Origin of the sequence: Amycolatopsis sp. NPDC051903 (assembly GCF_044452505.1) — a bacterium.
Taxonomy (GTDB): Bacteria; Actinomycetota; Actinomycetes; order Mycobacteriales; family Pseudonocardiaceae; genus Amycolatopsis.
The window spans coordinates 153415-173970 of the sequence record NZ_JBITBT010000003.1 but is presented as its reverse complement, the minus strand read 5'-3'; the positions used below and the strand labels follow the sequence as shown (position 1 = coordinate 173970).

Genomic DNA, 20556 nt, shown 5'->3' with positions numbered 1-20556 from the left:
GAAGGTGACGCTGATGCGGCACGGCAGGACCCGGCCCTCGTGGGCCGGTGCGCGGGTGCTGGCCAAGCTGGGCATCCGGGGCAAGCTCAACCTGCTGCTCGTGCCGCCGCTCGCCGCGGTGCTGCTCGTGTCCGTGCCGTTCGTGATCAAACAGGCCGAAAGCGCCTCGGGCGCGGCGGACACCGCGCAGGCCGCGCGCAACACGCAGGCCGTCGGCGGGCTGATCTCCCAGGTGCAGCGCGAAGGCCTGCTCGCCGCCGCGTTCGTCGCGGCGCCGGGTTCGTCCGACGCGGACCTGGTCCGCCAGCAGCAGACCGTCGACGCGACCGCGGACCGGGTGCGCGCCCAGCTCGGCCCGGCCGCGCCCGACGAGCTGACGACGGCGCTCGCGCGCGTCGCCTCGCTGCGCGACGAGCGGCAGAACACCCTGCACCGCAGCATTTCCGCCGAACGCGTCGCGCGCACGTACGACACGGTGGTGAGCTCCGTGATCGACGCGCTGCGGCTCGTGCCGCGCAGCACCGACGACGCCGAGGGCGTCCGCCAGCTCACCGCGCTCGAAGCGCTGCTGCGCGCGGACGAGGAGGAGTCACTGCGGGTCACGGCGCTGGTCGTGGCCGCCCAGTCGCAGCCGGCCGGCCAGAGCCTGCTGGCCGAAACCACCCAGCGCGCAGAAGTCCACACCGACCGCTTCACGCGGCTGGCCGAGGACGACCAGGCCGCGCTCGTCGTCAACGTCGACTCCGGCGCCGCCGCGCACCGCGTCGACCAGCTCGCCACGCAGCTGCCCGGACCGGACCAGGCCGACGCGTTCGTGCGCGACGTGCTCGCGGCCGGGCAGCGGCAGGCGGACGAACGCCGCACCGTGCAGGACCGGGTGACCGGCGAGATCACCGACGCCGCCGGCGGCCGGGCGGCCGCGGGAGCCCGGCTGGCGTGGCTCGTGGGGACCGGCGCGGCCGTCCTCTTCGGACTCGTCGCGTTCCTGGCGATCGCCGTCAGCCGCTCGATCGCCGACCCGCTGCGCCGCCTGACGTCCGCGGCCACGTCGGTCGCCGACCTCGCCGACGCCGAGCTCGTGCGCGTCGGCGACACCGAAGCCGTCGATGACCACACGCCGCGCCTGGCGACCATCGACGTCGCGTCCGACGACGAGCTCGGCGCGCTCGCCACCGCGTTCAACCGGGTCCAGACCACTGCCGCCGCGCTGGTCGAGCGCCAGATGCTGACGCGGCGCAACACCAGCCTGATGTTCGCGAACGTCGCGAAGCGCACGCAGAACCTCGTCGGCCGCCAGCTCGCGCTCGTCGACGAACTCGAGCGCCACGAACAGGACGAGGGTGCGCTCACCGGCTTGTTCCGGCTCGACCACCTGTCCGCCCAGCTGCGCCGCACGGCCGACAACCTCCTCGTCGTCTCCGGCATCCGTGACGACAACCCGATCGGCGGCCCGATCCACCTGACCACGGCCGTGCGCGCGGCGCTGGCGGAGATCGAGGACTTCCCGCGCGTGCAGCTGGGGGAGATCCCCGACGTGCAGCTCGCTTCGTCGCTCGGTGCCGATCTCGTGCGGCTGTTCGCGGAGCTGCTGGAGAACGCGACGTCGTTCTCCGCGCCGACCACGACCGTCGAGGTCGAGACGGCCTTCCTCGACGACGGCGACCTCGTGGTGAGCGTCGTCGACCACGGCATCGGCATGGCGGCGGAAACGCTCGGGCAGGAGAACCGGCGCCTGGTGGAGCGCGAACGCCTCGAGCTGGCGCCGACGAGCGCGCTCGGCCTGTTCGTCGCCGGCCGGCTCGCCCGGCGGCACTCGCTGCGCGTCGAGCTGACCACGACGGAGGACACCGGCGGCGTCACCGCGCGGGTCACGGTGCCGCGGGAGTTCTTCAGCCGCACGGACGCGCCGGCCAAACCGGCGCCGGTCGAGACCGCGCCCGCCGCGGAAGCCGCGGGCCTGTTCGACTCCGCGCGGCAGCCGGAGCCCCTCCCGGCGCCCGCGATCGCCGCCCTCGTCGTGACGGCGGAGGGCGAATTCACGTGGTTCAGGGACCCGGAGCCCGAACCGGAGTGGCCGGCCGCGGAACCGGCGAATCCCGCGAAGCCGGCGGACTCGGCCGAACTGGAAGAGGCTGCGGAAGCGGCTGAGCCGGAGGCTCGGCCCAAGCCGGCCGAGCCCGCGGAGTCGTTCAGCGGCAGCCTCGACGGTGACGACCTGGCCACCGAACTGTTCGCCGACCCGTCGCAGGCCGTGCCGGAGCAGCAGACGGTGGAGCAGGTCGTCGCCCGCGCCAAGGCGCTGGCCGAGCGGCTGGGCCGGGGGAAACCGGACGCCGCGACGCAGCAGTTCGCGCCCGTCCGCCGCGTTCCCGGCGCCCAGCTGGCGCCCGGGCTGCGCGCCCAGCAGACGATCCGCATGCCGGTCCGGGCACTCACCCGGCGCGGTTTGCGTGATCCGGCCGCGGAACGGGCAGTCTTCGATTCGTACAGCGACGGCGTGGCCAAAGCGGACGCGATCGCCGGTGCTGGTGTCGCCTGTGTCGACCAAAGAGGAGAGAACTCAGCATGACGGTTCCCGCAGTCAGCGCCGAGGCGCAGAACTTCAACTGGCTGGTCAACCGCTTCGCGCTCCACACCGCCGGCGCGATCGCCGCGCTCGCGGTGTCGTCCGACGGGCTGCTGATCGCCATGTCGCAGGAGCTCGAACGCGCCAACGCCGACCGCCTCGCCGCCATCTCCTCCGCGATGCTCGGCCTCGCCCAGGGAGTTGCCGACAGCCACCCGCTGGGCGCCCCGGACAAGGTCGTCGTCGAGCTCGAGCGCGGGTACCTGCTGGTCTGCACCATCAGCATCGGCTGCTCGCTGGGCGTGCTGGCGAACAAGCAGGCGAGCCTGGGCACGATCGCGTACGAGATGGCCATGTTCGCCAACCGCGCGACCGAGGTGCTGACCCCGAGCCTCATCGAGGAGCTCAAGAACGTGGTCGGCAGCTAGCGGCCGGACCGCCTCCGGTACACTCGACGACGGACCCCGCGCGGCGTCCACCCTGTGAACTTCCCCAGGGCCGGAAGGCAGCAAGGATAAGCAGGCTCTGACGGGTGCGCGGGGTCCCCTTCTTTTCCCGGGCTGTCCTCAGAAGAGCCCGAGCAGGTCCTCCGGCGGCTGCGGCACCGCGACCTCTTCGCCGTCGCGGATCGGCGCGGCCTTGCCGCGGAGCTTCTCCACGTCGGCGCCGGCCACGCAGCGGGCCGGGTAAGCCGCCGAAGCCGCTTTGCGCGTCAGCACGTCCACCGGCAGCTCGACCTTCGCCGCGGCCACCACGAGGTTCCCGAACCGCCGGCCCCGCAGCACGCCGGGTTCGGCCAGCAGCACGACCTGGGGGAAGACCTCCGCCACCGTCGCCAGGAACCGCCGGACGAACGGCAGCCCCCGGCCGTCCGTCACGTTCGCCAGCAGCACGCCGCCGCCGCGCAGCACCCGGGCCACGTCCGTGATGAACTCGACCGAAGCCAGCCCGCCCGCGAACGACGCCCGCTCGAACGCGTCGAGCACGACCAGGTCCGCCGACGCGTCGCGGCGGGACCGCACGCCCTCGCGGCCGCCCTCGATCCGCACCTTCAGCCGCGGCACGCTGCGCAGGTCGAGCTGTTCGCGCACGAGGTCGATCAGCGGGCCGTCCGCGTCGAACACCAGCTGCCGCGAGCCGGGCCGCGTCGCCGCGACGTACCGGGCGAGCGTGCAGCCGGCGCCGCCGACGTGCAGCGCGTCGAGCGGACCGGCCGGCAGGGAGTCGACGACGTCGCCCAGCCGCCGGACGTAGTCGAACTCCAGGTTGGTCGGGTCGTCGAGGTCGACGTACGACTGCGCGACCCCGTCGACGGAGATCAGCCACGCGTTCGGCCGGTCGGCGTCGGCGAGCAGCTCGGCGGTGCCGAAGCGCACGGGGTACTGCCCGGGCCTCGGCCCGCCCTTGTCGCGGCCTCGGGCGGAGCGGCTCACGGGCGTCCTTTCGTCAGGGGTCCGTTCGAGCGTACTTGCGCGGAATCGGCGAAGGCGCGAAACGGTCGTTTCCCCCGATCGATACCTCTTCGGAAGATCCTTTACCGAAGTGGGGGAACCCTGTGAACGGGACAAGACTGCTCGTCGCCGGAGCCGTGCTCGCGCTCGGCCTGGGCGTCGCGGTGCCGGCGAGCGCCGACGTGCCGAGCGACCGCGCCCAGGCCGTCTCGCTGTACGAAACCGGCGGCCCGGTGGTGTCGGCCGCGGCGGGCAAGGCACTGCTCGGCACCGCCGGCGAGCTGCGGGAGTTCCTGGCCACCGGACGGCAGAGCGCGCAGGAAACGGACGAGCGGCTGCTGGTCGACCAGGCCATGGCGGCCGGCGGACCGGTGGTGAAGCAGGAAGCGCAGCGGGCCCTCGACGGCACCCCCGACGACATCCGCGCGTTCCTGGCCACCGGTCTGCGGAAGGCCCGCGAGATCGACGAGAACCTCCTGGTCAACCAGGCCATGTCGGCGGGCGGCCCGGGCGTGAAGCGGGCCGCGCAGATCGCGCTCGACGGCACCCCGGCCGACGTCCACGAGTTCTTGCAGACCGGCCTCGCCCAGGCGCAGGCCGACGACGACCGCGTGCGTGCCACCCAGGTCATGTCCGCCGGCGGGCCCGAGGTGCGGGCCGCGGGGCAGCAGGCGCTGAACGGCACGATCGAGGACGTCCGTTACTACCTGTCGGTCTGGAGCGGCGTCGCCGCGGCGGGGGACACCGAACTCACGGCCGTCACGCACCAGCGCGACCTCGCGCTCCAGGCGTTCGTGCACCGGGGCAAGGCCGAGGCGCTGGCGGCGGCGGACGCGGCGGCGAAGCTCGCGCGCGACGCCCGCCAGGCCAACGCCGATCGGCTCACCACCCAGCTGGCGGCGGGCCAGACCGCCGGGCAGGCCGCGTCGGCGGCCGACGCCAAGGCGAAGGCGGACGCACAGGCCAAGGCCGACGAAGCCGCCCGGCTGCTGGCCGAGAAGGACCGGCAGCTGGCCGAGGCCGTGGCGCCGCGCACCGACCCCGCCCTCTCGCTGACCGACGGCCGCTCGGCCGCGCTGTACCTGCTGCGAAACGGCGGCACGGCCGTGCGCACCGCCGCCCGCGCGGCGCTGAGCGGCACCGATGGGGACGTCACCGCGTTCGTCCGCACCGGGCTGGACACCTCGCAGGAGGCCGACGACCGCGCCGCCGTCACGGCCATCGCCAACGGGGACGGCAAGCCCGCGCTGAAGCAGGCCGCGGCCGACGCGCTGGCCGGGACCTGGGCCGACGTCAAGGAGTTCCTGCGCACCGAGCAGTACCCGGGCAAGGACACCGACGACCGCGTCGCGGTCGACCAGATCATGGCCGCCGGTGGCCCGGCCACGCGCGACGCGGCGCAGCGCGCGCTCGACGGCACGCCCGAGGACATCCGCGAGTTCTTGGCGACCGGGCAGTACGCCGCGAAGCTGATCGACCAGCGCATCGCGGTCGACCAGGCCATCTCGGCGGGCGGGCCGGAGGTCAACGCCGTCGCGCAGGGCGTGCTCGACGGGCCCGACTCGGGTCTCGCGCCGTTCCTGGTGGGCGAGCTGCCGCGCGCGCAGCAGCGGGACGCGTTCACCACTGACCACGTGACGAAGGTGAACGCGCTGGTCGCGGACGCGGCGCGGATCGCGGCCGCGGTGCGCTGAGCTGGCCCGGCGAAGGTTGTCGGCCGGTGCCGGTAGTCTCGCGGGGTGGCTCTCGCGCTGTACCGCAAGTACCGTCCGGCGACCTTCGCCGAGGTCGTCGGCCAGGAGCATGTGACCGAACCGCTGCGGACCGCGCTCAAAGCGGGCCGCATCAACCACGCGTACCTGTTCTCCGGTCCGCGCGGCTGCGGCAAGACGTCGAGCGCGCGCATCATGGCGCGATCGCTCAACTGCGTCGAAGGGCCCACGCCGGACCCGTGCGGCAAGTGCAACTCGTGCCGCGCGCTGGCGCCCGAGGGCCCCGGCAGCGTCGACGTCACCGAGCTCGACGCCGCCAGCCACGGTGGTGTCGACGACGCCCGCGAGCTGCGGGACAAGGCGTTCTACGCGCCCGCCGAATCGCGCTACCGCGTGTTCATCATCGACGAGGCGCACATGGTCACCACGCAGGGCTTCAACGCTCTGCTGAAGATCGTGGAAGAGCCGCCCGAGCACCTGATCTTCATCTTCGCGACGACCGAGCCGGACAAGGTGCTCACCACCATCCGCTCGCGCACGCACCACTACCCGTTCCGCCTCATCCCGCCGAGCTCGATGCGGGAGCTGCTGGAGCGCAACGTCGCGGCCGAAGGCGCACAGGTCGAGCCCGCCGTCTACCCGCTGGTGATCCGCGCGGGCGGCGGCTCCGCCCGCGACACGCAGTCGGTGCTCGACCAGCTGCTGGCGGGGGCGGGGCCGGAGGGCGTCACGTACCAGCGGGCGGTGTCGCTGCTGGGCGTCACCGACGTCGCGCTGATCGACGACATGGTCGACGCGCTGTCGGCCGAGGATTCGGCCACGGTGTTCAGCACGGTCGAAAAGCTGGCCGAAGCGGGCCACGACCCGCGCCGGTTCGCGACGGACCTGCTCGACCGGCTGCGCGACCTCGTGCTGATGCGGTCGGTGCCCGAAGCCGGCGAACGCGGCCTGGTGTCCGCGCCCGCCGAAGAGCTGGCGCGCATGGTCGCGCAGGCCGAGCGCATCGGGCTGGCCACGCTGTCGCGCTACGCGGACATCGTCCACAACGGACTCCTGGAGATGCGCGGCGCCACCTCGCCCCGGCTCGTGCTCGAGCTGCTGTGCGCGCGGATGCTGCTGCCGTCGGTCACGGAGGCCGAAAAGGCTTTGCTGGCAAGGATCGAACGTCTCGAACGCCGCGCCGTGGTGACCGGCGGCGGGGGCGAGGCGGGGGTCGAACCGCCGGTGCGTCCGGCGGCGGAGCGGGAGTTCCAGCGACCTTCGCAGCGGGCTGCCGTGCCGGAACCGGCTGCTGCTGCTTCGCCGGTTCGGGAGCAGGCGCCGGTTCGGGAGCAGGCGCCTGCTCGGGACCAAGCGCCGGTTCGGGACCAGGCGCTGACTCGGGAGCAGGCGCCGGTTCGGGACCAGGCGCCGGTTCGGGCTCAGGCGGCCGCCGCGCCGCCGACGACTGAGGCTGCTGCGCCGGCCGCCCGTCAGGCCGGCGTGCCGGCCGGTCAGGCGCCGGCCGCGAGCCAGTCCGGTGCCCCGCAAGGACAACCGGCGAGCCGGCCCGCACCGGCGGCCCAGACGCCGGCCGACGACGGCTGGAGCACCCCGCGGACCCCGGGCGGTGGCGAGCCTTCCGGTGGCGCGGCCCAGCCCGAACAGTCCCCGGAGCCGGCAGCCGCGGTCGGTGGCATCGACGCAGCCGGGATCCGCAACGTCTGGCCCCAGCTGCTCACCGCGTTGCGCAAGTTCACCGGCGGCCGCAGCCTCGAAGCCATGCTCACGCAGGCGACCGTCGCCGAGGTCGACGGCTCGCACGTGACGCTCACACACAAGTCCGAGCCCCTCGCCCGGCGCCTCTCCGACCAGGACAACGCCCGCAAGATCGCCGGCGCCCTCACCGACGTGCTCGGGGGCGAGTGGCAGGTCCGCTGCGTGCACGGCACCGGCGCCGCCGCGGCCCCGGCCCGCTCGGCTCCGCAGCGCCAGCAAGCCGCGCCCGCGCCCGAGCGGTCCTTCACGCGCCCGTCCGCGGCCCCGGCCCAGCAGCCGCCCGCCGCGGCCCCGCAGCCGGCCGCCCCAGAGCCCCCGCGCGCGCCGGAGCCGCCCGCGCGCCCCAAGGTCACCACGTCCGAGCCGGACATCCCGCTCCCGCCGGAACCCACCGACGAGGACGACGACATCTACTCGGAGGACTCGAGCCCGGTCCCGCCGCCCCCTCCGCCCGCCCCGGAGGAAGACCCGGACGAGATCGCCCGCAAGCTCATCTCCGACCACCTGGGCGCCCGCCCGCTCGACTGACCCCGCGCCGCCGCCGGGACGATGACGGGTCGCCGCCACCGGGCCCGCCGCCCCGTGCGCCGCGCCGTCGCGGCGGGGCCGGCCAGGACGGCGTCCTGCCCTCGCCGCCGCGCCGCGGGCGCCCACCCGCCGGACGACTTCACCTCGCGAAGGCCCCGCTGTGGTGATCTGCCGCCGCTACCGGGCCCACCGCCCTGTGCGTCGCGGGCGCCCGCTCGCCGGGCTACTTCACGCCGCGAGGGCCCAGTACGGTGATCAGCCCCGCCACCTTGCCCGCCGCCCAGTGCGTCGCGCCGTCGCGGCGGGGCCGACCAGAGCGGCGTCCTGCCCTCGCCGCCGCACCTCGGGCGCCCACCCGCCGGACGACTTCACCCGCGAGGGCCCCGCTGGGGTGATCTGCCGTCGCCACCGGGCTCGCCGCGCCGTCGCCGCCGGGCCGACCAGGACGGCGTCCCGTCCTCGCCGCTGCGCTGCGGGTGCCCGCTCGCCGGGCTGCTTCACCTGCGAAGGCCCCGCTGTGGTGATCTGCCGCTGCCACCGGGCTCGCCTCGCCGCCAGGCCGACCCGGGCGACATCCCGCCGCGCCGCTGTCCGCGCCCGGGCATCGTTGACGTCCCGATGCCCGAACCCAGGCCCGTGTCGGCAGGGCAGATCGCCGCACGAATGGCCCGTTCGCGCGGCGAACAGACCCGGCCGCGCCTGAGTCGTGTCGCGGTTCCGGGGTGCCGATCGAAACCCGGTCTCGGGCCGTTCGATGCCCGGACATCTGCCCGCCGCATCGGCCGACCGGCATCCTTTTCCCGTCGTGGGAACGAGTTACCGGCCGGGTCAGGCTTGTGCGTGAATGGTTCCCGGCCCCTCGGCCGGACAGACGCGTCAGCCGAGGTAGGTCTCGATCGCCTCCGCGATGGCGGCCGCGTACTTCGCGCGGCCCGCGGCGGACGTCATCAGCGCCGCTTCGGCCGAGTTGCGCATGTTGCCGCACTCGACGAGGACGGTGGGGCGGGTCGAGAGGTTCAGGCCGGCCAGGTCGGAGCGCGGTGAGAGGCCCGCGCTGCCGATGTAGGTCGACGTGGTGAAGCCGGCGGAGCGGAGGCCGTCGCGGAGGGCGTGGGCGAGTTGCGTGGACGGGGCACCCTGGGCGGCGTTCAGGGGCGGCGACGAGTAGGCGACGTGGAAGCCGTGCGCGCCCGCGGACGTGGCGCCGTCGGCGTGGATGGACACGACCGCGTCGGCGTGGGCGTCGTTGCCGATTTCGGCGCGGCGGTCGACGCAGGGGCCCACGCCGGTGTCGTTCGTGCGCGTGTAGACGACCTTGATCCCCTTGGCGGCCAGCGCGGTTCCGACCTCCTGGGCCACCGTGAAGGTGAACGTGTGCTCGGCGTAACCGGCGTTGGTGGCCGTGCCGGTGGTGTTGCACGGCTTCGTCTCGCCGCGGCCGGCCGGGACCTTGCGGTTGATCTCGGCCGGGTGCGCCGCGTTGCCGCCGTTGTGGCCCGGGTCCAGGACCACGACCTTGCCGGTCGCGGCGGGAGCGACGGACGACGCGGACGTCGAAGGCACCGGCGGCGGAGCCGGCACCGGTGACGACGTGGCCGGGGCGGTGGACGACGGCGGGGCCGGAGCGGCCGCCGGTGTCCCGCCGGCCGAGCACGCCGTGAGCAGCAGGACGCCGGCCAGCAGCGGGAGGGGGTTCGCGCGCACGGCGACCACCGTGCCACAGCGAAGCGCGTGGCGCCTGAGCAGGCAACCGGACAACGCGGCTACGCTGGGGAGGAACACCCAGTGGCGGAAGGATCGAGAGCGATCATGGTGCAACCCGGCGGCGGCTTCGACCTGTCGCAGATCATGCAGCAGGCGCAGCAGATGCAGCAGAAGCTCGTCCAGGCGCAGGAAGAGCTCGCGAGCACGGAGGTCACGGGCACGGCGGGCGGCGGCATGGTCACGGCGACCGTGTCCGGCGACAGCCAGCTGAAGAGCCTCGTCATCGACCCGAAGGTGGTCGACCCCGACGACGTCGAGACGCTGGCCGATCTCGTGGTCGCCGCGGTGCGCGACGCGAGCGCGAACGCGCAGAAGCTCACCGAGCAGAAGCTCGGCCCCCTGGCCGGCGGCCTCGGCGGCGGGATGCCGGACCTCGGCAGCCTCGGGTTCGGCGGCTGACCCTTGTACGAGGGTGTGGTCCAGGACCTGATCGACGAACTCGGGCGGCTGCCCGGGGTCGGGCCGAAGAGCGCGCAGCGCATCGCTTTCCACCTGCTGGCAACGGATCCCGCGGACATCGGGCGCCTGCAGGACGTGCTCGGCAAGGTCAAGGAAGGCGTGCAGTTCTGCGAGATCTGCGGCAACGTCTCCGAGCAGCAGACCTGCCGCATCTGCCGGGACGAGCGCCGCGACCTCACGGTGATCTGCGTGGTCGAGGAGCCGAAGGACGTCCTGGCCGTCGAGCGCACCCGCGAGTTCAAAGGCCGCTACCACGTCCTGGGCGGCGCGCTCGACCCGCTGTCGGGCATCGGGCCGGAGCAGCTGCGCATGCGTGAGCTGCTCAAGCGCATCGGCGAGGCCGACGTGCGCGAGATCATCATCGCCACCGACCCCAACACCGAGGGCGAAGCCACGGCCACCTACCTGGTCCGCATGCTGCGCGACTTCCCCGGCCTCACCGTCACCCGCCTCGCCTCGGGCCTGCCCATGGGCGGCGACCTGGAGTTCGCGGACGAACTGACGCTGGGCCGCGCCCTCTCGGGCCGCCGCGCCCTCTGACCCACAACGACAACGGCCCCGCCGCCCGACCGACGGTGGCGGGGCCGTCGTGGGTCCCGCGGTGGCGCCACGCCAAGACGGCTGGTCACGTTTACCCAGCACGGCTCACCACGTTGGCGCACGAGCCCTGTCCGCCAACCACCCCGGCGGTGACAGCGCCGCTGGCCCACTGTGGCGGGGCTGCTGGGTCCGGTTTCCGGGAATTTCCGGTGGGGCTCCGCCAAGGCGGCCTGCCACACCGCAGCTACTCGCCGGCGCACCTCGCCCTCTCGGGCCGCCGCGCCCTCTGACCCACCACGGCCCGAACTACAACGGCCCTGAAAACGACAACGGCCCTGAAAACGACAACGGCCCCGCCACCCGAACCCGGGTGACGGGGCCGTTTCGGCGTGCGGTCAGCAGTAACCCAGCTGCGCCAACGTGTCCACGATGATGTCGGACGGGTGGTACTTGTCCATCCAGGACTCGCCGCGGCGGTTCTGGTACGTGTCCAGGAAGTTCTGCAGCTTGTCGCCGCGCATTTCGGTGAGGACGACGGTTTCGCCGAGGTGCTGGGGGGTTTCCGTGCGCTCGCGGTGGACCGCGCAGGGCAGGCCGAGGTAGTAGCACTCGGCGGACAGGCCGCCCGAGTCGGTGACGACGTACTCGGCGCGCGCGACCAGCGGCAGGAACTTCAGGTAACGCATCTTCGGCTGGGCGATGAACTTGTCGTCGAACAGGTTGTCCAGGCCCAGTGACCGGATCTTCTCGCGCTCGGGCGCGCCGGCCATGTACAGGATCGGCATCGTGCGGCTCTGCTCGCGCAGGATCTCCAGCGCCTCGCGGTACTTGTCCGCCCGCGACACCAGTTCGAAGCGGTGCAGCGTGGCGAGCCCGAAGCGCTCCGGCAGGTTCGGCACGTCCAGCGGCTGGCCGATCGCCAGGCGCATCGCGTCGATGGCCGTGTTCGCCTCGGTGTCGACGACGACGCCGCGCGCGTGGCGCAGGTTGTTCACCTCGCGCGCGCTCGGCGCGAAGTGGATGTCGACGATCTTCGCCGCGATCTTGCGGTTCAGCTCCTCCGGCAGCGGCGACAGGATGCTGCCCGACCGCGCGCCCGCCTCCACGTGCCCGACGCGCGACTTCAGGATGCGCTTGCCGATCAGCGAACCGTACGGCGTGGTGAACGTGTCGCCGTGCACCAGCACGAGCGGGGGACGCCCGTCCTCGGTCAGCGCGGCGCGCAGTTCGGCGCGGCGGCTCCACGCGGTGCGCAGCACCTGCGCGGCCCAGCCCGGCACCTGCGCCGGCGACTCCAGGTTGTGGGCCTTGTCCTCCGGGACGAGCCACACGTCGGGCTCGGGCAGGTTCAGGTCTGCCAGCACGTCGGCGACCTCGTCCACGTGCTGCGCGGTGAACCAGATCTTCGGCCTCATGCCGCGTTCGGCGATCCCGTGGTAGACCGGCGCGATCTTGATCAGTTCCGCGGTGGTGCCGAGAATGAAGGAAATCACCGTGAGGCCCATTTCTGGTCGGTTTGCGGTGCCCGAAGGATACTGGGCACGTCCGGCCGGGCGGCACAGGGTAGCCTCGCCCCGTGAGTGCGAACCCGCTCCTCCCCTCGCTCAGCGTCGTGATTCCCGTCTACAACGAGCAGGACTGGATCGAACGCAGCGTCGGCGCACTGGTCACGGCCGCGGGCGCCGCGGGGTGGCCGGTGGAGATCGTCGTGGTCGACGACGGCAGCACCGACGCGACCCCCGAGAAGCTGGCCGCACTCCAGCGGCGCCACGGCATCACCGTGCTGGTCCAGCCCAACAGCGGCCGGTTCGAAGCCCGGCGCGCGGGGCTGGCCAAGGCGTCCGGGCAGCAGGTCTTGCTGGTCGACAGCCGCGTGATCGTGGACGAGACCTCGCTCGCCTTCTTGCGCGACCAGCTCGTGGCGCACCCGGAGCGCACGGTCTGGAACGGGCACATCAACGTCGAGTCCGCCCACAATCCGTACGCGGGCTTCCTCGCCGGCATGGTGAAGATTCCGTGGCGGCGCTACTGCGCGAATCCGAGACTGATGTCGTTCGGCATCGAGGAATTCGACGTGTTCCCCAAGGGCACCGGATTCTTTTCCGCGCCGCGTGAAGTTCTGGAGAACGCGAGCGCCGCATTCGAATCGCTGTTCGACGATTCCCGCCTCGCGAGCGACGACACGGGCGTGCTGCGCTGGATCGCCGAGCGCCACCGCATCTTCCTCGCCCCGCAGCTGTCGGCGACCTACCACGGGCGCGACTCCTTCAAGAAGTTCGCCGCCCAGTCGTACTTCCGCGGTACCACTTTCGTGGACTCCTACCTCGCTTCCCCCGGCCCGGCCCGCAACGGCCTGTTCGCCGCGCTCGCCGTCGGCGTCCTCGGCCTGGGGCTGGCCGCGCGCCGCCCCAAGACGGCCGCCGCGCTGGCCGCCGCCGGTTCCGCCGCCGCGGGCGCCGCGGTGACCCGCTTCGGCGCCACGAAGTCCGAAGCGCGCGCCGTGGCGCTGCTCGCCCCGGTCTTCGGCGCCGGCTTCGGCGCGGGCGCCGTGCGCGGCCTGGTCCTGGCGCTGCGCACCCGCCTCGGCCGGTCCGCCCGATGAGCACGCCGGTGACCGACGAGGACCAGCGCGAGCTCGCGAAGGAGACCGGCAAGTCGGCGGGGAAGATCGGCATCTCCCTGCTGGTCGCCATCGCCCTCGGCTATGTGCTGACCCTGCTGGTCGGTCGCTGGCTGGGCCCGGTCAACAGCAAGGTCTTCCTGTCGTTCTGGGGCATCCTGATGGGGCTCGGCAGCGCGCTGTCGCCCCTGGAGCAGGAGCTCTCCCGGCAATCGGCGGTCGCCCGGCTGGCGGGCGCCAAACCCGGTAAGGCGGCGCTGCGCGCGCTCACCGTCGGCGCCGTGATCGTCGCGGTCATCGCCGCGCTGACGCTCGTCGTTCCGGTGCTCACCGACCGGCTCTACGACGGCCGCACCGAGCTCGGCTTCATCGTGCTGCTCGGCGCGCTGTCGTTCGCCTGCCAGTTCTCGGCCCGCGGCCTGCTGGTCGGCGCGCAGCGGATCGGCGAGTACTCATGGCTGGTGCTCGCCGAGGCCGCCGTCCGCGTGCTCGTGCTCCTCGGAGTGTTCCTCGCCGGCCTCACCGGGGTCGTGTCGTTCGCGATCGCCGCCGCGGTGGGCTCGTTCGCCTGGCTGCTGTTCGTGCGGCCGGTCAGCGGTCTGGTCGACCCGCACGTCGAGGGTGAGGCGTGGCGGCCCATCACGGCGCGGATCGTGCTGCTCCTGATCGGCGCGGGCCTCACCGCGAGCGTGATCACGGGGTACCCGGCGATGGTCAGCCTGCTCGCGCCCGGCGGCGACCCGGCCCAGGTCGGCGTGCTGTTCAACACGCTCACGGTCTCGCGGGTGCCGCTGCTGCTCCTCTCGCCGCTGCAGGCGCTGGCCGTGCCGACCGTGGTGCGGCTCTCGGGTTCCGCGGCGGGCATGCACCGCCTTCGCCGGCTGCTGGCCCTCGGCACGCTCGGCACGCTCGTCGTCGCCGCCGTCGGCTTCGTGGTCGGGTGGCTGATCGGGCCGTGGCTCGTGAAGCTGCTCTACGGCGCCGCCTTCGTGGCGCAGGGCTGGTGGGTGGCCGGCATGGTCTGGGGCGCGGTACTGCTGACCGCGCTGCAGCTCATGACGGCGGTGCTCGTCGCGCGCACGCAGGCGAACAAGGTGCTCGTCACCTGGGCCGTGGTCGCTGTTTCGACGGCGTTGGTGCTCCTGTTGCTGCCGGGTGACACGATCTTGCGCGCGGTGGTCGGACTGGCCGCCGGGCCGACGGTCGGGCTCGTGGTCGCCGCCGCGTTCGTTCTGCGTCGTCCGGGCAACGTGCGGGCCGGTTCGGACGTCTGAGTATCGTGCAGGCGTCTCGGGCCGATGGCGAAGTCGGTGTGAAGTGCCGGTAAGGGTTGGACAGCGAATCCGATGAACGTAGTACTGATCTTGCTCGCCTTCTGGGTGCCCGGACTGGTCTTCGGCGCCGCGATCGGCCTGCGTGGCTGGACGCTGGCCGCGGCCGGCCCGCTGCTGACGTTCGGCGTCGTCGCGCTCGGCGTGCCGGTCCTCGGTGACCTCGGGATCCGCTGGAACCTGCTCGACGTGGCACTGTGGACGGTGCTGCTCGCGATCGTCGGCTTCGCGCTCGGGTTCGCCGTGCGCCGCTGGACCGCCCGCCGGCACCCGGACCGCGAGCCCCAGGCCCCGGAACGGGTCTACTCCCTCCGCGACCACGTGCTGATGGGCCTCGGCGTCGCCGTCGGCATGGCCGTCGGCACCGCGGTGTTCTTCCGGGGCACCAACGGCATCGACCGGGTGCAGCAGGGCTGGGACGCGCCGTTCCACGGGAACCTGGTGCGCTGGATCGCCGAGCACGGCGACGCGCGGCCGTCCACTGTGGGCACCATCGCCAACCTGCCGAACCAGGCGAACTACTTCTACCCCGACACCTACCACGCGCTGCTCGCCCTCGTGTTCGGCAAGGGCGGCCTCACGATGATGCCGACGCTGAACCTCGCGGTGCTCGCCGTGATCCTCAGCGTGCCGCTCGGCGTCGCCGCGATGTGCCGCGCCTGGAACATGCCCGCGCTGGGCGTCGCCGCCGCGGCGGCCGTCACCACGTGGTTCACCGCCTTCCCGTACGACTCGCTGTGGCGCGGTCCGCTGTGGCCGTACGTGGCGGGCGTCGCGATGATCCCCGCGATGCTCGCGATCGCGAAGCTGCTGCTTCGGCCGCGCGGCATCGCCGGTCCCGTCGCGATCGGCGTCGGCGTGGCGGGGCTGACGGGCCTGCACACGAGCATCGTGTTCGTGATCGCCGTCTACTTCATCCTGATCCTCGTCGCGGTGCTGCTGCGCTGGGAGAAGATCGAGTGGCGGCGCTCGGCGCCCTCGCTCATCGCGACCGTCGTGCTCGCCGCGGTGCTGGGTGTGCCGCTCGTGCTGCCGTCCCTGTACAACGCGGGCGGCGTGACGAGCGCCACTTGGGCCTCGGAGGCCACGGTCACCGGTGGTCTGGGCGAGACCATCACCTTCTCGCCGATGGCCGATTTCCCGCAGTGGTGGATCGGCATCCCGGCCATCATCGGCATCTTCTTCATGGTGCGCCACCGCCGGATGATGTGGATGGTCGGCGCGTACATCGTGTTCGGCGGGCTGTTCGCGGCCACCGTCTCCCTCGAAACGCCGCTGATCCACACGCTCACGGGCATCTTCTACAACGACCACTGGCGCATCGCGGCGCTCGTGCCGCTGGCCGGCAGCGTCGCGTTCGGCGAGTTCGTCCACACCTTCGGGAGCTGGTTCGCCCGCAAGCTCGGCACCCGCGTGAAGCTGCAGCCGGCCACGCTCGCCCTGCTCGGCGCGGTCCTGGTGGCGGTCGTGGTGGGTGGTCTGAGCCGCGGTGGCTACATCGGGCGCAACACCGCGCGCCTGGAGATCAACTACAGCGACGGGCCCACCGTGTCCAAGGCCGAAGAAGCCGCCTACCAGTGGCTCGCCCAGCACACCGCGCCCGGTGAGCGCGTGATGAACGACAAGGCCGATGGTTCCGTGTGGATGTACGCACTGGCCGGGGTCACCCCGGTGGAGTGGACTTTCTACGGCGCCGAACCGAACACCGAAGCCGGGTACCTGTCGGTGTGGCTGGACGACATCGAAAAGTACCCGCAGGTGCGCAAGGACCTCACCGACCTGCACGTGCGCTACGTCATCGTCGGCAAGGGCAAAGCGACGCCCACCGCCGAGGAGTCGGTGGGCGTCGCCGACATCGTCGCCGGTCCGGACTTCCACGAGGTGTTCCACAACGACGGCGCCACCATCTACCAGATCGAAGGCCAGCAGGGCGTCATCGCCGCCGGCGCGTCACCCGGGTCCGCCGACCCTCACGGTCAGTGAGAAGTTAAGGTGATCTCCGTGTCCACCACGCCCGTGAGCACTCGACGCGTTCTGATCGTGATGCCCGCCCTCAACGAGCAGGCCAGCGTCGGCTCCGTCATCACCCAGGTCAAGTCCTCGCTCCCGGGCATGGACGTGCTGGTCGTCGACGACGGATCGGTGGACGCCACGGCCCAGCTGGCCCGCGCCGCGGGCGCCGAAGTCGCGCGCCTCGCCGTGAACCTCGGGGTCGGCGGCGCGATGCGCACCGGCTTCCGCTACGCCGCCGCGCGCCGCTACGACGTCGTGGTGCAAGTGGACGCCGACGGGCAGCACGACCCCGAAGAGGTCGGCGCGCTGCTCGCCGCCATCGACGAGGGCGCCGACATCGCGATCGGCTCCCGGTTCGCGGGCAAGGGGGCCTACCGGGCCGTCGGCCCGCGCAAGTACGCGATGGTCGCGCTCTCGCTGGTCTTCTCGCGCCTGGCCGGGCGCAAGCTCACCGACGTCACGTCGGGCTTCAAGGCCATGGGGCCGCGCGCGATCGCGATGTTCGCCAACTACTACCCGGCCGAGTACCTGGGCGACACCGTCGAATCGCTCGTGATGGCGATCCGGGCGAAGCTCACCATCGCCGAGGTGCCGGTCGTGATGCGCGAACGCGCGGGCGGCACACCCAGCCATTCGCCGGTGAAATCGGCGGTCTACCTCTCCCGGGCCGGGCTCGCGCTGCTGCTGGCGCTCGTCCGGCGCCGTCCGTCCCTCGACTCGTCCGACGCAGCGTAAAGGGGATTTCATGGCCGGCTGGCGCGTACTCAGCATCGTCGTCGCGTGCCTCGTGCTGTTCGTCGTCGTCGAGATGATGCGACGGCGGAAGCTGCGCGAGAAGTACGCGGGCGTGTGGCTCGTCGTCGCCGTCGGTGTCGTGGTGCTCGCGGTGATCCCCCAGGCCGCGGAGTTCCTGGCGAAGATCACGGGCGTGCAGACGCCGTCCAACTTCGTGTTCCTCCTGGCCGGTGTCGTGCTGGCACTGGTCGCGCTGCACCTGTCCACCGAGGTCGGGCACCTGGAGGAAGAGGTCCGGACCGCTGTCGAGGAGACGGCGCTGTTGCGCTGCGAGCTCGAAGACAGCAAGACGGAACTCGAGGCCCGCATCGCGGCGCTCGAGGCCAAGATCGGTGCGCCGGACGACGTCGAGGGCCTGCCCGAAGTGAGTCCCGCACGCGTTCGCTGATCTCCGCGCTGCTCGCCGCCCCGCCTCGGCTGGGCGGCGTTCGCGTTCTCGCGGTCGACGGGCCCTCCGGGGCCGGCAAGTCGACCTTCGCCGCCCGGGTGGTCGCCGAGCTCGGCGCGCGCACGGCCCTGGTGAGCACGGACGCGTTCGCCACGTGGGAGTGTCCTGTCGCGTGGTGGCCGCAGCTGGAGCGCGGGGTGCTGGAGCCGTTGGCGCACGGGCGCTCCGGGGAGTACCGGAAGGTGGACTGGACCTCCGGGGCACCGCGGCCCGGCGAAGTGGTGCGCCTGCCCGTGCCGGACGTTCTGGTGCTGGAAGGCGTCTCCAGCGGCCGCCGCTCGATCCGGTCGCGGTTGTCGCACCTGTGCTGGCTCGACGGCGGCACGGAGGCCGAACGCCTCGAGCGCGCCGTCGCCCGCGACGGTGAAGCGGCGCGCGAAGAGCTCCGCCGCTGGCAGGCCTTCGAGCGCGGCTGGTTCGCCGTCGACGAGACCCGCGAAGCAGCGCAAACGCGCTTGCCGTAAGGGAAAGACCCACTTCCCGGTTCGGTCTCCCACCTCGGTGGAACTGCTGCTCGAAAGCGGTTTCACCGGATCCGCGGAATGGACTGGACCGCGCTCACCCGACTTCGAGAACCTGGGCAAATCGGGCTGTCGTGATCGTCACCCGGCGTCCGGTACGACCCGAAAACCACCTTCAGGACTAGGCCATTGGAGTGGCGATAGTGCCACTCTCCGTACCAAAGCGACAAAATTCGTCACGTTCAGTGCACATTTCTCAACACATTGCGGTGAGTTTGGCCCTTACGTAGTGCGATCGTAACCTCACGTGCTTAAGTGCGGGCCGAGTTCCCGCTAGTGTCGGCGAGCACACCGATCGTCCGAGTTGTTCCTGACCGACCGGACGGTTTAGACCAGAACATCTCCCAAGGGGTGCCAGATGCAGCAATTGCGCCTGACCCGAACACGTCGAGCGGCCCTGATCGGGTTCGCCGGTGTGCTCGCGGTCTCGCTCACCGCGTGCGCGGAGTCGAAGCGCGACGAGGCCGGAGGCGGTGGCACCGGCGGCACGATGGTCTTCGGCGACACCGGCAACCCGAAGATGTTCGACCCCGCCTTCAACGACGACGGCGAAACGTTCCGGATCACCCGGCAGATGCTCGACACGCTGATCCAGAACAAGGCCGGCACCGCCGAGCTCGAACCGTCGCTCGCCACGAAGTGGGAGCCGAGCAACGACGGCAAGACCTGGACCTTCACCCTCAAGCAGGGCGTGAAGTTCAGCGACGGCACGGCCTTCGACGCCAGCGCGGTCTGCTTCAACTTCGACCGCTGGTACAACATGAAGGGCGCCGCGGCCCAGAGCCAGATGATCTACTACGGCGACGTCTTCGAGGGCTTCGCGCACAACGAGGGCGATGCGGGCGGCGACCCCGTCTACAAGAGCTGCGAGGCGAAGGACCCGTCGACCGCGGTCATCAACCTGAACAAGGCCAAGGGTGCGTTCCCCGCCGCGTTCACGCTGCCGTCGTTCGCGATCCAGAGCCCGACCGCGCTGAAGCAGTACGACGCGGACAAGGTCACGCAGTCCGGTGATTCCTTCACCTACAGCGACTACGCGTACAAGCACGTGACCGGCACCGGCCCGTTCAAGTTCTCCAGCTGGGACCAGGGCAAGGGCGAGATCACGCTGGTGCGCAACGACACCAGCTACGCGCCGGCGAAGCTCGACAAGCTCGTCTTCAAGGTCATCCCCGACGAGAACGCCCGCAAGCAGGCCCTGAAGGCCGGCGACATCCAGGGTTACGACTTCCCGGCCCCGGCCGACTACGGGCTGCTGCGCAACGAGGGTGAGCAGGTCCTCATCCGCCCGTCGTTCAACGTGCTGTACCTGGGCATCAACCAGTCCGGCAACCCGAAGCTCAAGGACCCGCGCGTGCGCCAGGCGCTGGCCTACGGCATCAACCGCGAGCAGTTCGTGAAGTCGAAGCTGGCCGAGGGTTCCGAGGTCGCCACCGAGTTCGTGCCGAAGGCCATCTCGGGCTACACCGACGACGTCACCAAGTACCCGTACGACCCGAACAAGGCCAAGCAGCTCCTGCAGCAGGCCGGCGCCACGGGTCTGACGCTGAAGTTCTACTACCCGACCGAGGTCACCCGGCCCTACATGCCGAACCCGGCCGACACGTTCACCTCGATCTCCGAGGACCTGAAGAACATCGGCATCACCATCCAGCCGGTCGCCGAGCCGTGGAACGGTGGCTACAAGGACGACGTGCAGAAGTTCGGCAAGCAGGACCTGCACCTGCTGGGCTGGACCGGTGACTACAACGACGCCGGCAACTTCGTCGGCACGTTCTTCGGCCGGGAGAAGAAGGAGTTCGGCTTCAACAACCCCGACCTGTTCAACGCTCTCGCGCAGGCGGACGGTTCGCCGGCCGGTGACGCGCACGCCAAGGCGTACCAGAACGTGAACAAGATGATCATGGACTACCTGCCCGCCATCCCGATCGCCTACCCGACGCCGGCGATCGTGGTCGGTCCGAAGATCAAGGGTGTGGTGGCCAGCCCGCTCACCGACGAACGCTTCAACAACGTCACGATCGGCTGACGTGGACTTCTGAGCAGCCGG

16 protein-coding genes and 1 other RNA gene are annotated in these 20556 nt (G+C 71.9%); 14 read left to right on the top strand and 3 right to left on the bottom strand.

The window, feature by feature from the left end:
* Positions 1-13: 13 nt before the first annotated feature.
* The 3 genes from ACIA77_RS08435 to ffs all read left to right on the top strand — a co-directional run bounded on the left by ACIA77_RS08435 (position 14) and on the right by ffs (position 3117).
* A complete protein-coding gene (locus tag ACIA77_RS08435; protein ID WP_395885136.1) occupies positions 14-2569 on the top strand; it encodes a nitrate- and nitrite sensing domain-containing protein in 2556 nt (851 codons plus the stop codon).
* A complete protein-coding gene (locus tag ACIA77_RS08430; protein ID WP_395885135.1) occupies positions 2566-2994 on the top strand; it encodes a roadblock/LC7 domain-containing protein in 429 nt (142 codons plus the stop codon). Before ACIA77_RS08435 ends, ACIA77_RS08430 begins: the two co-directional genes overlap by 4 nt.
* Positions 2995-3022: 28 nt before the next feature.
* Positions 3023-3117, top strand: an RNA gene (gene ffs / locus ACIA77_RS08425) — signal recognition particle sRNA small type.
* Between the two features lie 15 nt (positions 3118-3132).
* On the opposite strand, the gene ACIA77_RS08420 is transcribed toward ffs, so the two are convergent.
* Positions 3133-3999 carry a spermidine synthase gene (locus tag ACIA77_RS08420; protein ID WP_395885134.1) on the bottom strand — a complete coding sequence of 289 codons (867 nt, stop codon included), beginning with the start codon at positions 3997-3999 and terminating at the stop codon, positions 3133-3135.
* Positions 4000-4121: 122 nt separating this feature from the next.
* Here ACIA77_RS08420 and ACIA77_RS08415 point away from each other — a divergent pair, with 122 nt between their 5' ends.
* Entirely contained in the window at positions 4122-5711 is a 1590-nt protein-coding gene (locus tag ACIA77_RS08415; protein WP_395885133.1) for an ALF repeat-containing protein, read from the top strand.
* Positions 5712-5756: 45 nt separating this feature from the next.
* A complete protein-coding gene (locus ACIA77_RS08410) occupies positions 5757-8015 on the top strand; it encodes a DNA polymerase III subunit gamma and tau (protein WP_395885132.1) in 2259 nt (752 codons plus the stop codon).
* An 876-nt stretch (positions 8016-8891) separates the two neighbouring features.
* On the opposite strand, the gene ACIA77_RS08405 is transcribed toward ACIA77_RS08410, so the two are convergent.
* On the bottom strand, positions 8892-9728 hold the full coding sequence (locus tag ACIA77_RS08405; RefSeq protein ID WP_395885131.1) for an N-acetylmuramoyl-L-alanine amidase: 837 nt from the start codon (positions 9726-9728) through the stop codon (positions 8892-8894).
* A 96-nt stretch (positions 9729-9824) separates the two neighbouring features.
* Between ACIA77_RS08405 and ACIA77_RS08400 the strand changes: the two genes are divergently transcribed.
* Entirely contained in the window at positions 9825-10178 is a 354-nt protein-coding gene (locus ACIA77_RS08400; protein ID WP_395885130.1) for a YbaB/EbfC family nucleoid-associated protein, read from the top strand.
* 3 nt (positions 10179-10181) lie between these two features.
* Positions 10182-10778, top strand: coding sequence for a recombination mediator RecR (gene recR, locus ACIA77_RS08395; RefSeq protein ID WP_204092779.1), 597 nt, complete (start codon positions 10182-10184; stop codon positions 10776-10778).
* A 395-nt stretch (positions 10779-11173) separates the two neighbouring features.
* Here recR and ACIA77_RS08390 read toward each other — a convergent pair whose 3' ends face one another.
* The gene (locus ACIA77_RS08390; RefSeq protein ID WP_395885129.1) at positions 11174-12283 is read right to left on the bottom strand and encodes a UDP-N-acetylglucosamine 2-epimerase; all 1110 of its coding nucleotides are present in this window, start codon (positions 12281-12283) and stop codon (positions 11174-11176) included.
* A 71-nt stretch (positions 12284-12354) separates the two neighbouring features.
* On the opposite strand from ACIA77_RS08390, the gene ACIA77_RS08385 reads away from it, so the two are divergent.
* The 7 genes from ACIA77_RS08385 (at position 12355) to ACIA77_RS08355 (ending at position 20535) form a co-directional block, all read left to right on the top strand.
* Complete coding sequence (locus ACIA77_RS08385) at positions 12355-13380, top strand: glycosyltransferase family 2 protein (protein WP_395885128.1); 1026 nt, start codon at positions 12355-12357, stop codon at positions 13378-13380.
* Entirely contained in the window at positions 13377-14672 is a 1296-nt protein-coding gene (locus tag ACIA77_RS08380) for a hypothetical protein (RefSeq protein WP_395885127.1), read from the top strand. The genes ACIA77_RS08385 and ACIA77_RS08380 overlap by 4 nt, the downstream gene beginning before the upstream one ends.
* Positions 14673-14744: 72 nt before the next feature.
* Positions 14745-16712, top strand: coding sequence for a DUF6541 family protein (locus tag ACIA77_RS08375; RefSeq protein ID WP_395885126.1), 1968 nt, complete (start codon positions 14745-14747; stop codon positions 16710-16712).
* 60 nt (positions 16713-16772) lie between these two features.
* Positions 16773-17477: a glycosyltransferase family 2 protein gene (locus ACIA77_RS08370; RefSeq protein ID WP_395885624.1), complete on the top strand. Its 705-nt coding sequence runs from the start codon at positions 16773-16775 to the stop codon at positions 17475-17477.
* Positions 17478-17487: 10 nt separating this feature from the next.
* A complete protein-coding gene (locus ACIA77_RS08365) occupies positions 17488-17925 on the top strand; it encodes a DUF2304 domain-containing protein (protein WP_395885125.1) in 438 nt (145 codons plus the stop codon).
* Entirely contained in the window at positions 17922-18449 is a 528-nt protein-coding gene (locus ACIA77_RS08360; RefSeq protein ID WP_395885623.1) for a uridine kinase, read from the top strand. Before ACIA77_RS08365 ends, ACIA77_RS08360 begins: the two co-directional genes overlap by 4 nt.
* Before the next feature lie 415 nt (positions 18450-18864).
* Positions 18865-20535: an ABC transporter substrate-binding protein gene (locus ACIA77_RS08355; RefSeq protein WP_395885124.1), complete on the top strand. Its 1671-nt coding sequence runs from the start codon at positions 18865-18867 to the stop codon at positions 20533-20535.
* The last annotated feature ends 21 nt before the right edge of the window (positions 20536-20556 follow it).